The organism is Streptomyces sp. CNT372, assembly GCF_000377145.1.
Map to the genome: position 1 here is coordinate 109576 of NZ_KB897779.1, position 14785 is coordinate 124360.

Below are 14785 nucleotides of genomic sequence, written 5' to 3' on the forward strand. Positions count from 1 at the left end.
CCCTCGCGTCAGGAGCCGAGGATGGTGGTCAGGAACTCGCCCGTCCACGCCAGCAGTTCCCGCCCGACGACCGGCTTGCCGCCGATCCTCCCGGTGGCCGGCCGCGGCACCAGGATCTGGCGCGCCGCCGGCTTGATCACCGTACGGGGGTGCAGACGCTTCAGCCGCAGCTCCTGGGACTCCCGCAACTCCACCGGCGCGAAGCGGATGTTGGACCCCTGGAGCACGATCTCGCCCACCCCGCAGGCCCGTGCCAGCATCCGCAGTCCGGCCACCAGGAGCAGGTTCTCAACTGGCTCCGGCAGCTTGCCGTAACGGTCCGTCAGCTCCTCGCGGACGGCGCGGATGTCCTCCTCCGAGTTCGCCGAGGCGATGGCCCGGTACGCCTGGAGACGCAGCCGCTCGCCCGGCGCGTAGTCGTGCGGGACATGCGCGTCCACCGGAAGCTCGATCTTGACCTCCAGCGGCGGCTCCTCCGCGGCCCCGCCGGCGCCTCCCTCCAGGGATGCCCGGTAGTCCGCCACCGCCTCCCCCACCATGCGCACGTACAGGTCGAAGCCGACACCCGCGATGTGTCCGGACTGCTCGCCGCCCAGCAGATTGCCCGCGCCCCGGATCTCCAGGTCCTTCATGGCGACGTACATGCCCGCGCCCATCTCGGTGTGCTGCGCGATGGTGGCGAGACGCTCGTGCGCGGTCTCGGTGAGCGGCTTCTCCGGCGGATACAGGAAGTACGCGTACCCCCGCTCCCGGCCCCGGCCGACCCGGCCGCGCAGCTGGTGGAGCTGGGAGAGGCCGAAGTTGTCGCCGCGCTCCACGATCAGGGTGTTGGCGTTGGAGATGTCGATACCGGACTCCACGATCGTGGTGGAGACCAGCACATCGAACTTCTTCTCCCAGAAGTCCACCACGACCTGCTCCAGGGCCTGTTCGGACATCTGGCCGTGCGCGGTCGCGATCCGCGCCTCCGGCACGATCTCCCGCAGCCGCGCCGCGGCCCGGTCGATGGACTCGACCCGGTTGTGGATGTAGAAGACCTGGCCCTCGCGCAGCAGTTCACGCCGGATCGCGGCGCCGATCTGCTTCTCCTCGTACGGGCCGACGAAGGTCAGCACCGGGTGCCGCTCCTCCGGCGGGGTGGTGATGGTGGACATCTCGCGGATGCCGGTGACCGCCATCTCCAGGGTGCGCGGGATGGGCGTGGCGGACATGGTCAGCACGTCCACATTGGCCCGGAGCTTCTTGAGCTGCTCCTTGTGCTCCACGCCGAAGCGCTGCTCCTCGTCGACCACGACCAGGCCCAGGTCCTTGAACCTGGTCTCCGAGGAGAAGAGGCGGTGGGTGCCGATGACGATGTCGACCGAGCCGTCCCGCAGCCCCTCCAGGGTCGCCTTCGCCTCCGCGTCCGACTGGAAGCGGGAGAGCGCCCGGGTGACGACGGGGAACTGGGAGTACCGCTCGGTGAAGGTGCCGTAGTGCTGCTGCACCAGCAGGGTCGTGGGGACGAGGACGGCGACCTGCTTGCCGTCCTGGACGGCCTTGAACGCGGCCCGCACCGCGATCTCCGTCTTGCCGTACCCCACGTCGCCGCAGATCAGGCGGTCCATCGGGACCGTCTTCTCCATGTCCTCCTTGACCTCGGCGATGGTGGAGAGCTGGTCGGGGGTCTCCGCGTAGGGGAAGGCGTCCTCCAGCTCCCGCTGCCAGGGGGTGTCCGGGCCGAAGGAGTGCCCGGGGGCGGCCATCCGCGCCGAGTACAGCTTGATCAGGTCGGCGGCGATCTCCTTGACCGCCTTCTTGGCGCGCGCCTTGGTCTTCGTCCAGTCGGCGCCGCCGAGCCGGTGCAGGGTGGGGGCCTCGCCGCCCACGTACTTGGTGACCTGCTCCAGCTGGTCGGTGGGGATGTAGAGCCGGTCGCCGGGCTGGCCGCGCTTGGCGGGCGCGTACTCGACGAGCAGGTACTCGCGGGTGGCGCCCTGCACGGTGCGCTGCACCATCTCGATGTAGCGGCCGACGCCGTGCTGCTCGTGGACGATGTAGTCGCCGGTCTCCAGGGTCAGCGGGTCGATCGTCTTGCGGCGGCGGGTGGGCATCCGCTGCCCGTCCTTGCCGGCCGCCTTCTGCCCGGACAGGTCGGTCTCGGTCAGCACCGCCAGCTTCAGCGCCGGATCGACGAAGCCGTGGTCGATGGAGCCGCAGGCGACATGCACCACGGAGGGTTCGATCGCGGTCAGGTCGGCGGTCAGCCGGGCGGCGATGCCCTCCCCGCCCAGCACCTCGACGGTGCGGGAGGCGGGGCCGTGCGCCTCGGTGACATAGACCGTGCGCCAGCCGTCCGCGAGCCAGCCCTTGGTGTCGGCGAGGGCCCGGGCGGTGTCGCCGCGGTAGGTCTCGGGGGCGTGCATGCCGAGGGTGACGGTGTCCTCGGCCAGCTCCTCGTCCACCGCGAACGGGGACACCGACCACCACATCACGCCCAGTTCACGGGCCCTGTCGCGGACGTCCGCGATACCCCACAGGGAGGCCGCGCCGACGTCGATCGGGGCCTCGCCCCCGCCGGCCGTCGCCGCCCAGGACGCCTGGAGGAACTCCTGACTGGTCGCCACCAGGTCGGCGGCCCGCGTGCGCACCCGCTCCGGGTCGCACACCAGGGCCAGGGCGCCCTCGGGGAGCACGTCGAGCAGCAGCTCCATCTCGTCGACGAGGACGGGCGCGAGGGACTCCATGCCCTCGACGGCGATCCCCTCGGCGATCTTTCCGAGGAGTTCGCCCAGCTCGGGGTGGGCCTCGGCGAGCGCGGCGGCCCGGCGGCGCACCTCGTCGGTGAGCAGCAGCTCCCGGCAGGGCGGCGCCCACAGCCCGTGCTCGGCGACCTCCAGCGAACGCTGGTCGGCCACCTTGAAGTAACGGATCTCCTCGACGTCGTCGCCCCAGAACTCCACCCGCAGGGGGTGCTCCTCGGTGGGCGGGAACACATCGAGGATGCCGCCGCGGACGGCGAACTCGCCGCGCTTCTCGACCAGTTCGACCCGGGAGTACGCGGCGGCCGCGAGACCGTCCACGATCTGCGCCAGGTCCGCCTGCTGCCCGGTGCGCAGGGCGACGGGCTCCAGGTCGCCCAGGCCCTTGACCTGCGGCTGGAGCACGGAGCGGATGGGGGCGACGACCACGCTCACCGGCCCGGCGGCCGGGTCGTCGGCGGACGGGTGGGCGAGCCGGCGCAGCACGGCGATACGGCGGCCGACGGTGTCGGAGCGGGGCGAGAGCCGCTCGTGCGGCAGGGTCTCCCAGGACGGGTACTCGACGACCCCGTCCCCGGGGAGGAGCGAGCGCAGCGCGGCGGCCAGGTCCTCGGCCTCCCGGCCGGTGGCCGTGACCGCGAGCACCGTGCGGCCGGTCTCCCGGGCGAGCGCGGCCACAGCGAAGGGCCGCGCGGCGGGCGGCCCCACCAGATCGACATCCGTGCGGTGACCGTCCGCGGCCGCCTTGACCGCACCGGCGAGTGCCGGATCACGGACGACGGCGTCGAGGAGACCGTGCAGGCTCATGGGATTTCCGTCCAGAAAGCGAGGGGGTGTGCAACGCGAAGGGCCCGACACGTCTCACGGGCCGGGGGTCCCCACCCTACGGCGTCCCTCCGACAGCCGCGCGGGGTAATCATCACGGCACCGGGCGCGCAAGCGCGCCGGGACGGGGTGAGGGCCGGGGGTCGCCGGGCCCGGGGGCGGCTTCGGGCCGAGGCACGGATTCGGTCGCGGGTCCAGCCCCGGGGCGAGCGCCCGGGGGCGCGGGCGGCTTCGGGCAGGGCCGCCCGGCGCGCGCGGCTGCGGCGTGCTCGGCGCCCAGGCCGGCGGAGCCACGCGGGCACACGCAACCCGGCCGCTGCGCGCAGCTCCCGCGTCGGCGGGGACGCGAGACCCATGTGCGGGACTGCGAAAGCGGTCCCCGACCACGCGGACCCGGCACTCCGGGTCCGGCATCGCGCGTCCCGGCACGCGGACGCGGGCCCGGCACGGGGTCAGCGCCCGGCCCGGTAAGGGAAGCGGGCCCGGCACGGGTGAGCGCCCCGGCAGGCCGGGGCCGGAACCGCGGGCGCACGCCCGGGCGGGCCTGCCCGGGCCTCGGGGCCCGGCGCGGCCCGGACCCCGCGCACGCGCGCCCCGGCCCCGGGTCCGTGGGGACCCGGGGCCGGGGCGGTGCCGGGCGGGGCCCGGGGTGCGGGCCCCGGAGGGCTACTCGGTGGCGATCGCGTTCAGGACGTTCATCCGACCCGCGCGGAACGCCGGCACCAGCGCGGCGAAGAGGCCCACGAACGCCGACCCGATGAACACCGCGGTGATCGTCGGCCACGGGATCTCCAGGACGCCCAGGCCCTCCAGCGCCAGCAGCTTCTGCGCCGCCGTGCCCCAGCCCATGCCCAGGCCGAGGCCGAGCAGTGCGCCGAAGAGGGCGATGACCACGGACTCCAGGCGGATCATGCGGCGCAGCTGGCGGCGCGAGAGGCCGATCGCGCGCATCAGGCCGATCTCCCGCGTCCGCTCCACCACCGACAGCGCCAGGGTGTTGACGACACCGAGGACGGCGACCACGATCGCCAGCGCCAGCAGGCCGTAGACGATGTTCAGCAGCTGCCCGATCTGGTCCTTCAGGTCCTGCTTGAAGTCGGTCTGGTTCTGCACGGTGTACTGCGGGTACGCCGCCAGCGACTCCTTGAGCGAGGCGTACGCCTCCTTCTCCTTGCCCTCCTCCGCCTTGGCGAACATGATCATGTTCGCGGGCATCCGGTCCGCCGGCACGTACTCCTGGGCCGTGGTGATGTTGGTGTACATCGAGCCCCTGTCGACATTGGTGTCGTCCGAGGTGATCGCGGCGACCTTCAGCTCCGCGGTCTTCCCGCCCCCGAACTCCACCTTCATGGTGTCGCCGACCTCGACCCCGTGCTTCTGCGCGTAGTCCGAGCCGACCGACATCGCGTTCTTCCCGTACGCGGCGGGCAGCGCGCCCGCCGTCGTCTCGCGGCGCAGGTCCTGCGCGTACGTCGGGTCGGCGGCGACCAGGTGCTCCTTCTCCGCGGTGCCGCCCGGGGCGGTGAGCTTCACCGGGAGGACGCGGTACTCGGTGACGTGCGCGATGCCCGGGGTGCTCTCCAGCGCCTGCTGCGCCTTGGGCACGATCGGCGCCCCGTCGTTCGCGGCGGACTGGACGATGAAGTCCGCGCCGACCGACTTGTCCAGCTCCTCGGTCGCGGAGGCGACCATCGAGGAGCCGACCACCGACAGACAGGCGACCAGCGCCAGTCCGATCATCAGCGCCGCGCCGGTGGCGCCCGTACGTCGCGGGTTGCGCAGCGCGTTGCGCTCCGCCATCCGCCCGACCGGACCGAAGACCCGCAGGACGACGGCGCCGATGACCCGGACCACGACACCCGCGAGCACCGGTCCGACGACCACGAAGCCGATCAGGGTGAGCAGCACGCCGAGGCCGAGGAAGGCCGAGCCCTCGGACGCCTTCTCCGCCTGCGTCGCCGTGTACAGGGCCACCGCGCCCACCAGGGTCAGCACACCGCCGATCGCGCCGCGGACCTTCCCCGCGCGCCCGTCCGCCGGGGTCCCCGCGTCCCGCAGGGCGGCCATCGGGGAGACCTTGCCGGCCCGCCGCGCGGGCAGGTAGGCGGCGACGACGGTGACGACGACGCCGAGCACCAGCCCGACCACCGGGGTCGTCCACTTCACCGTGAGGTCGTCCGTGGAGAGGTTCATGCCGACCGCGGACATCAGCTCCATCAGCCCGACGGCCAGCCCCACCCCGGCGCCGACGCCGGCGATCGAGCCGACGACCCCGAGGAGGACCGCCTCGATCAGCACCGAGCGGTTGACCTGCCTGCGGCTGGAGCCGATGGCCCGCATCAGGCCGATCTCGCGGGTGCGCTGGGCGACCAGCATGGAGAAGGTGTTGACGATGAGGAAGACGCCCACGAGCAGCGCGATCCCGGCGAAGCCGAGCATCGCGTACTTCATCACGTCGAGGAAGGAGCCGATCTCCTCACGGCCCGAGTCGGCCGCCTCCTTCGCCGTCTGGAGCTTGTAGGGGCCGTCCAGCGCGGCGGCCACGTCGCCCTTCAGCCGCTCGTCGGCGACGCCGGGCGCGGCGGTGACGTAGACCTGGGTGAACAGCCCCTCCTTGCCCAGGAGTTCACGCTGCGCGGTGGCTGTGTCGAAGTAGACGACCGCGGCACCGGGGTTGGTGACCGTGAAGGCGGCGATGCCGGAGATCTTCGCCGTGAAGTCGCCGGTGACGGCGATGGTGCGCAGTTCGTCACCCAGCTTCAGACCGTGCTTGTCGGCCGTGTCCGCGTCGACCATCACCTCGGTGGGGCCGCGCGGGGCGTGGCCGGAGGCGATCTTCATCGACTTGAGCTCGTGGTCCGTCCAGTTGGCCGCGATGGTGGGCGCGCCGGTGGTGGACCCCATGTTCTTGTTCTCGGAGTCGACCACGGTCACGCTCAGGCTGGTGACCGCGCCCTGGGCGGACTCGACGCCCGGCACGGCGCGGACCGTCTCCACGAGGGAGGCGGGCAGCGTCTGGGGGCGGCCGGTCGCCGGCATGCCGTTGTCGTTCTCGTCGCCGGACTCCTCGGGGCTGACGGTGACATCGGCCGAGGAGACGGCGAAGAGCTTGTCGAAGGTGGTGTTCATCGTGTCGGTGAACACCAGGGTCCCCGAGACGAACGCGACGGACAGCAGTACCGCCACCGCGGAGAGCGCCATCCGGCCCTTGTGGGCGAGGAAGTTGCGCAGGGAGGTCTTCAGGACGCTCATGACGTGCGCCCCTCGGCACCCGCGGCCGGGCCTCCGGCTGCACCGGGACCGGTGGCGGGCTGCTGCGGGGCGCCGGCACCCGGGCCGGAGAAGCGCCGCATGCGGTCGAGGACGGCCTCCGCGGTGGGCCGCTCCATCTCGTCGACGATCCGGCCGTCCGCGAGATAGAGGACCCGGTCCGCGTAGGCGGCGGCGACCGGGTCGTGGGTGACCATGACGATGGTCTGGCCCAGCTCGTCGACCGAGCGGCGCAGGAAGCCCAGGACCTCGGCCCCGGCACGGGAGTCCAGGTTGCCGGTGGGCTCGTCGCCGAAGATGATCTCGGGCCGGGCGGCCAGCGCGCGGGCGACCGCGACACGCTGCTGCTGGCCGCCGGAGAGCTGCGTCGGCCGGTGCTTCAGCCGGTCGGCGAGGCCCACCGTCTCCACGACGCGGTTCAGCCAGGCGGCGTCGGGCTTCCGGCCGGCGATGTCCATGGGGAGGGTGATGTTCTCCAGCGCGTTCAGCGTCGGCAGCAGGTTGAACGCCTGGAAGATGAAGCCGATCCGGTCGCGGCGGAGCTGTGTGAGCTTCTTGTCCTTCAGGCCGGTGATCTCGGTGTCGTCGACGTAGATCTGGCCGGAGGTCACGGTGTCGAGGCCGGCGAGGCAGTGCATCAGCGTCGACTTGCCGGAACCCGACGGGCCCATGATCGCGGTGAACTGCCCGCGCCGGATGTCCACGTCGACGTGGTCGAGCGCGACGACCCGCGTCTCGCCCGCCCCGTACGCCTTGACGACCTGCCGTCCCCGCGCGGCGACGGCCGTCCGCCCTGAAATGTCCCCGTCCGAGGGGGTGGTCACAGCCGTGGTCACGGTAGGTCTCCTAGCTCTGGGATGCGGTTGGCTCCGGGATGCGGTGGACGACGCGGACGGACAGGCTGCCGCCGCGGGCGTTTCGCGCGTTGCGCCGTAGGGCGAAGTCTTGCTGCCGGGGAGGAGGAAATCGCTGGTGCGCGGCGCAGTCCCGGTGCGGGGGTTTTCCCCACCCCCGGGTGACCGGCGCCGCGCCCCGGTCCCTTCGCCCTGGCATAAAGCCACCGTAAGGAGAGGACCCCTCGCTTCTCGTCGTCCGCCGGGACGAACGGTCCCTGGGCAGAAATAGGGGGCCGCCCCTAAGGGCTCTCCACCCCTGGGTGGAGAGCCGTCTCCTCCTCGCCCCGGCCGGGCGGAGGCGGCCGGGCCGGGGGCGACGCGCACAGGATCGTCACCGAAACGACATACCGTACGGTCGGTAACCCCTTACGACATCCTCTACCGCTGAGTAACGTACGCGGACCACTCAGCGCCACCCGCACCCGTCCCCTGCTGGGCGGCAAGGAGCACGTCGATGTCGTACCACCACCCCCTGTCCGAACCGCCACCGCCCAGAAACCGCGCCGACGGACGCCACCGGCAGCCCGGCCACGGCCCGGGCAACACCCCCGGTCACACCGGTCCCACCGGTCCGGCCGACCCCGCCTGGGCCGACCCCATGGAATGGGGATCCCCCGCGTACACCCCGTACGCCCCGTACGCCGCCCCGGCCGGCGGCGCGCCCGCGTACGACCCCTTCGCCACCGACCACCGCGACGCCTTCCCGGAGCCCGGCCGCCAGGGCCCGCCCACGGGACACCCGGCCACCCCGGGCCCCCGCGCTCACGGCGACGGACCGGGCGGCCACGGCGGCGACCGCGAGGGCATCCGGCGCCTCGGCTCCGCCTACAAGCTGCTCCGCCGCGTCTCCACCCTCGCCGCACTCGGCTACTTCGTGCTCTACCTGCTCCTCTCCGCCTACGCCCCCGACCTCATGACCACCGCCGTCAGCGGCGGCCTCACCGTCGGGGTCCTGCTCGGACTCGTCCAGCTGCCCGTCGCCCTCGCCGCCATCGCCGTCTACGAACGCATCGCCCGCGTCCGCGTCGACCCCCGCGCCCGGGAGGTCCGCGAACGGGCCGGGGCGGCCGGGACCGCACCCGCCGCGGCCGGCCGCCCCGCCCGCCGCCGCACGGCCGGAGGTGCCCGGGCATGAACGGCCTCACCGGATTCAGCTCCGACGCCCAGACCCTGTCCCTGATGGCGTTCATCGCCGTCATCACCGTCACGCTCCTGCTCTGCGTGATGACGGGACCCGACCGGGACGACCTCGGCGAGTTCTACACCGGCTACCGCTCCCTCTCCCCCGTGCAGAGCGGCCTCGCCATCGCGGGCGACTACATCTCCGCCGGCACCGTCCTCGGCACCGCCGGCATCGTCGCCCTCCTCGGCTACGACGGCCTCTCACTCACCCTGAGCACCGTCCTCTCCCTGGTCCTGATGATGTTCCTGCTGGCCGAACCCCTGCGGAACGCGGGCCGGTTCACCATGGGCGACGTCCTCACCCGGCGCTCCCCCGGCCCCGCCGTACGGATCACCGCCGCCGCCGTCACCCTCACCGCCCTGCTGCCGCTGGTGATCTTCCAGCTCGCGGGCGCGGGCGACCTCCTCGCCGTCGTCCTCGGCTTCCACGCCGACGGCTTCAAGACGGGCGCGATCGTCTTCCTCGGCCTGCTGATGATCGCCTACGCGGCCATCGGCGGGATGAAGGGCACCGCGTTCATCCAGATCGTCAAGACGATCGTCCTCCTCGGCGCCTCCACCGCCGTCGCCGTCCTGGTCCTCGAACGCTTCGACTTCAGCCTGCCCACCCTGCTCGACGCCGCCGCCCGCGGCAGCGGCGCCGGGGAGGCGTACCTCTCCGCGGGTCTCCAGTTCGGCGGCGACGACCTCGACATGATCAGCGCGCAGCTCACCGTCGTCCTCGGCGCGGCCGTCCTGCCGCACATCACCATGCGCATGTTCACCGCGCGGGACGCCACCGCCGTACGGCGCTCGATGTCCTGGGCCGTCTCCACCGTCGTGGTGACCTGCCTGCTCATCGCGGTGATCGGCTTCGGCGCGGCGGCACTGGTGGGCCGCGAGACCCTGCTCGCGGGCGACCCGCAGGGCAAGACCGCCTATCTGATGGTCACCCAGGCCGTCCTGGGCTCCGACCCGAGCGCCGCCGGGACCCTGCTGTTCACGGCCGTCGCCACCGCCGTCTTCCTCACCCTGCTCGCCTCCGTCGCCGGGATCACCCTCGCCTGCGCCAACACCCTCGCGCACGACCTGGTCGCGCACGGGCTGCGCCGGGCACGCCTCTCCCACGCCGCCGAGATGGCCGTCGCCCGCGGCACGGCGGCCGGCGTCGGACTCGTCGCCCTCGCGGTCGCGGCCGGGGCCCGGCACCTCAACCTCCAGGCCCTGCTGATGCTCTCCTTCTGCATCGGCGCCTCCGCCGTCGCCCCGGCCCTCGTCTACAGCCTCTTCTGGCGGCGCTACTCGCGCTCCGGACTCCTCTGGACCCTGCTCACCGGCACCGGCTCCGCCCTGCTGCTGATGACCGGCACCACCCTGGTCTCCGGCTCACCCGGGGCGGTCTTCCCCGACGCCGACTTCGCCTGGTTCCCGTACACCACGACCGGCCTGGTCTCCGCGCCCCTCGGCTTCCTGGCCGGCTGGTTCGGCACCGTCCTCGGCGAACGCCGCGGGGGCGACGGGGGCCGGGACGCCGAACGGCTGCGCTACGAGGCCGTCGAGCCGACCATCCTCGCGGGCGTCCCGGCTCCCGGACGCGACCCGGAACCCGTCTCCTGACACGTGCCAGTGCTCCTCGGTCACGGGCCACGGGCCACGACCACGGACAACGAACCACAGGCAGTGACCACAGGTAAGGCCCACCGGCGACGAACAACTGCGACGACCACGGGCGACGACCACGGGCAAGGCCTACGGGCGACGACCACGGGCGGGCGCCCCGGCGGTGAACTCCGCCGGGGCGCCCGCCCGTCGATCCGCTACTGCCGACCCGCTACTGCCGACCCGCGCTGGGCCGGCTCACAGCAGGCCGTCCCACATCTGCTCCAGCAGCACCGACCACCAGCTCTCCGGCGAGGACAGCGCCGCCGGGTCCAGCGCCGCCACGTGCGCCTGGAAGTCGACCGTCCAGCGACCCGCCTGCTCCGGGGTGAGCCCGAACCGCAGCCGCCACATCCGGCCCAGCAGCGCCATACAGCGCACGAACTCCGGCAGACCGGTGTTCACGAACTGCGGCGCCACCGACTGCCCGCCGGGACCCGCCTCCACCGGCACGGCCACGATGTGCGCCGTGCCGTACTGGACGCAGATCGCCCGCCCGAAGTCACTGCCCAGCACCAGGTACGAGCCGGCGTCCGGGGCCGGCTGCACCTGCCGCTGCGCCGCCAGCTCCGCCAGCGTCGGCACCACCGGCTGGGCCGGCTGCGCCCAGAAGAACGGGTTGAAGTCACCCGGCAGTCCCGCCCACACCAGGGTCGCCGCCACGATCTCCGGCACCCCCTGACGCGAGACCGCCCGCTGGTCGAACCGGCACAGCCCCTGCGGCCCGAACGCGGCGGCCAGCTCGTGCGCCACCCCCTCCGGCGGAACCGGCGGCGCGGGCGGCACCTGCGGCAGCGGCGCCCGCACCGGCGCCGGACGCGCCGGACCGTCCGCGACCTGGTGCAACTCGCCCTGGTGGGCCAGCAGTTGCCGCATGCCCTGCTGGCGCGAGGCATGGTCACGACCGTACGGGGCGATCGACGTGATCCGGGCCTGCGGCCACGTCTCACGGATCATCCGCGCACAGTACGCACCCGGCAATTCGCAGGACTCCAACTCGGTGTGCAGCTCCAGCACCTGCTGCGGCGGCACGTTCATCGCACGCAGCTCGTGCAGGATCTGCCACTCCGGGTGCGGGGTGCCCGGCGCCGAACGCCGGATCAGCTGCGCCTCGGAACCGTCGGCCGCCCGGTAGCGCAGCACCGCCTGGTAGCCGGGGCCGACCGTCGGCACACCGGAGGGCTGCTGCGGATAGCCGTACCCGCCGGGCGCGCCCGGCGGCGGGCCGGGAGGCTGCGGCGCACCCGGACCCACGGGCGAGGGGCCGGCGAGCATCGTCGCGGCATGGTGCACACCACCACCGGGGGGCGGGGTCCCACCGGGCGGCGGGGTCGAACCCGGCGCGGGCGGCGGGCCGGGCGGCCCCGGGGGCTGCGGCGCGCCCGGACCCGCCTGGGCCGGACCGGCCAGCATCGTCGCGGCATGGTGGACACCGCCCGGAGGAGGGGTCGCACCCGGCGGCACGGGCGGCGGCGTGGAGCCCGGCGCGGGCGGTGGGCCCGGCGGGCCCGGGGGCTGCGGCGCACCCGGACCCGCCTGGGCCGGACCGGCCAGCATCGTCGCGGCATGGTGGACACCGCCCGGAGGAGGGGTCGCACCCGGCGGCACGGGCGGGGGCGTCGAACCGGGCGCGGGGGGCGGGCCGGGGGGACCCGGGGGAAGCGGCGCACCCGGACCGGACTGCGGGGTGAGCTGCGTCGGCAGATAGCCGCCTGCCGGCGCACCCGGCGCACCCGGACCCGACGGCGGAGGCGTCGCCCCCGGCCGCGCACCGGGCGCACCCGGGGCCCCGGGCGGAGGCGGCGGGGCCGCGCCACCGCCGCCCCGCGCACCGCGCGGCGGCAGGACGGCCTTGCTGGTGGCCGCGTCGGCGATGTCGGCGGCGCCGGGAGGCGGCGTCGCACCGGCGGGCGGCGCCACCGGGGTACCGGGGGCGGCCGGGGTTCCCGAGGTGCCAGGGGCGCCCGGCGGGGGCGCCGAGCCCGGACCGGCCGGACCGGTCCGGCCGTCGGCTCCGGGTGTGGCGGCCTGCGGGGAGAGCGCCGGGGAGACGGCCGTCGGCGGCAACTGGCTGCCGCCGGCCATCAGCGCCGTCGGCGCGTCCGGCGCCACCGGCGGAGGTGTGTCCGCCCGGTCCGGCGAGACCGGCGGCGCGAACACGGTGGCCGGCAGCGGCACGGACACGTCGTCCCCGCCGTCCGTGCTGGTGTCCGTCCACCCGGTGCCACCGCCCGAGGACGACGAGGCGGACACCCCGTCGTTGGCCGTCGGCTCGTGATCGGCCCCGCCCGCGGCGGGCCACGACGGCGACGCGGCCGGCACACCACCACCCTGGGAGCCCCCCGCGGGCGGCCAGGCGGACGACGCCGGGACCTCGCCCTCCCCGGAACGGGCCGGGGCGGGAACATCGGAAGGCTCCGACGGGCCGGGCACCGGAGCGTCCGCCTGAGGCGCGGCCGCGCCGGGGACCACGGAACCGTCGGCCGGGCCCGAACCCGCGGCGGCGGAAGCAGCGGCACCCGCACCTGAACCCACACCGCGACCCGACCCGCCGGACGCCCCCGAAACCGGAGCCGAACCCGCGCCCGGACCAGAGGTCGACGCCGAACCCGTGCGCCGGTCCGGAATGCCCAGCCGGTCCGCCGCCTCCTGCAACCACTCCGGCGGACTCAGCAGGAACGAGGTCTGATTCAGATCGATCCGGTCCCGAGCCTGCCCGTCGGCGGCCGGGGCCGGCACGACGGCCGCCCCGTACTCCTCCTCGTACCGGCGGATCACCTCACCCACCGGCAGCCCGGGCCACAGCGTCACCTCACCGCTGTCCCGCGCGATCACCAGCCGCTGCCGCCCGCCGTCGCCACGGACACCGCCCTCGCGGTCCTCCGCCCACACCACGAACCCCAGCTCGAACTCCCGCACCCGCACCTCACGGTGCTGATACGCGGGCACATCGCCGTTCACCCACTCCTCGGCGCGCTCCTGCGCCTGCGCGAACGTCACCATCGGTCGCTCACCCCTCGCCCGGCTCGGGCACCGGCACCGCTCGCGCGAAACCGCCGTCCACCATCAGATTCGCCACGGTCTCCAGCTCCGGCGGACTGCCCGCCAGCCGCTGCAGGAACGCGTCGAAATCCTCCCCGCACGGCAGCAGCAGTCGCTCCACCCGCTCCTGCACACTCCAGCCGTCCTGATCCCGCGCGTCGTCGTACGCGCAGAACCACACCGAGCCGACGTCCGGGCCCCGCACCCTCAGCGCCAGGATCCCGCCCTGCACGAAGGCCACACCCAGGTAGTCCTTCGTCAGATGGTCCCGCAGGCACTTGTTCGCGTACACCAGGTCATTGACCGCGGCCTCGTCCCGGACGGTCAGGAACGGCTGGTCCACCAGCAGCCCCAGCTCCGCGTCGAGCGCCACACCCACCGGCGCACAGCCGGCCGCCGCCTTCAGAAACGCGCGGTACGGGCCCGGCAACCGGTACCCCAGGTCCTCCTCGACCCCCTGCACCTGCGACTCCGACACGCTCACCGCGTTCCTCGGCAGCCCGAAGTGCGCCGGCCGCGTCTCCTGCAACGGACGCGTGCCCCGCTTGCCCTGATCCACCCCGGCCGTCGCCAGGCCGCCGTGATGACGCAGCAGCGCCTTCACCTCCACCGGCACCAGCTCCAGACGGCGCGAATCCGGCACGTGATGCCACGTCCACCCGTGCGGCGTCGCCACCGGCGGCGACGACTCCCACAAGGGGTGCCCGGCCGCATGCAGCGCCGCGTTCGCCGACACGTAGTCGGTCAGCCGCAACTCGTCCACACCGAAACCCTCCGGCGGCTCCGCGACCTCCGCGGCAGCCCGGGCGTACGGCGAGAAGTCCGGAAAACCCGACTCGTCGACCCGCACCCCCCGAGGATGGCGCTGCGCCCGGACCGGATCCGGGAAGTGCACGACCTGCCCGGCGTAGGCCGCGTTCGGTGGCGCGGTACGCGCGCCGGACCCGGGGCTCATGGCTGCCCCCAGGTCCTGCCGACCTGTCGTCATGGCGATTTGCCCCCTGTGGCATCTGGCTGGTTCGACACAGCCTATGCGGTACGGCAAGAGAGCCCACCGGCCCGCCGCCCCCGTAACGAACAGTCACTTTCGGGTGACCCAAAGCCCATCCGGCGACACGTTTCAGCGACCCAGCTTCCACACCGCCGGTCCCGTTTGGCAGGCTGTTCCCTCGCATACTCGGGGGAGTGCAC

The 14785-nt window shown here is 73.8% G+C and carries 7 protein-coding genes; 2 read left to right on the forward strand and 5 right to left on the reverse strand.

What is annotated here, in order from left to right; all coding sequences use genetic code 11:
- Positions 1–8: 8 nt before the first annotated feature.
- The 3 genes from mfd to C593_RS0108455 form a co-directional block, all read right to left on the reverse strand.
- Positions 9–3548: a transcription-repair coupling factor gene (mfd, locus tag C593_RS0108445; protein ID WP_018846862.1), complete on the reverse strand. Its 3540-nt coding sequence runs from the start codon at positions 3546–3548 to the stop codon at positions 9–11.
- A 684-nt stretch (positions 3549–4232) separates the two neighbouring features.
- Positions 4233–6818 carry an ABC transporter permease gene (locus C593_RS0108450; RefSeq protein ID WP_018846863.1) on the reverse strand — a complete coding sequence of 862 codons (2586 nt, stop codon included), beginning with the start codon at positions 6816–6818 and terminating at the stop codon, positions 4233–4235.
- Positions 6815–7672: an ABC transporter ATP-binding protein gene (locus C593_RS0108455; RefSeq protein WP_018846864.1), complete on the reverse strand. Its 858-nt coding sequence runs from the start codon at positions 7670–7672 to the stop codon at positions 6815–6817. The genes C593_RS0108450 and C593_RS0108455 overlap by 4 nt, the downstream gene beginning before the upstream one ends.
- A gap of 514 nt (positions 7673–8186) precedes the next feature.
- Between C593_RS0108455 and C593_RS30920 the strand changes: the two genes are divergently transcribed.
- Both C593_RS30920 and C593_RS0108465 read left to right on the forward strand, forming a co-directional pair.
- Entirely contained in the window at positions 8187–8867 is a 681-nt protein-coding gene (locus C593_RS30920; protein WP_018846865.1) for a DUF485 domain-containing protein, read from the forward strand.
- A complete protein-coding gene (locus C593_RS0108465; RefSeq protein ID WP_018846866.1) occupies positions 8864–10510 on the forward strand; it encodes a sodium/solute symporter in 1647 nt (548 codons plus the stop codon). Before C593_RS30920 ends, C593_RS0108465 begins: the two co-directional genes overlap by 4 nt.
- A gap of 240 nt (positions 10511–10750) precedes the next feature.
- Here the strand turns inward: C593_RS0108465 and C593_RS0108470 are convergent, their stop codons facing one another.
- Complete coding sequence (locus C593_RS0108470; RefSeq protein ID WP_018846867.1) at positions 10751–13555, reverse strand: SUKH-4 family immunity protein; 2805 nt, start codon at positions 13553–13555, stop codon at positions 10751–10753.
- A 7-nt stretch (positions 13556–13562) separates the two neighbouring features.
- Positions 13563–14582: an SMI1/KNR4 family protein gene (locus C593_RS0108475; protein ID WP_026277490.1), complete on the reverse strand. Its 1020-nt coding sequence runs from the start codon at positions 14580–14582 to the stop codon at positions 13563–13565.
- Positions 14583–14785: the final 203 nt, after the last annotated feature.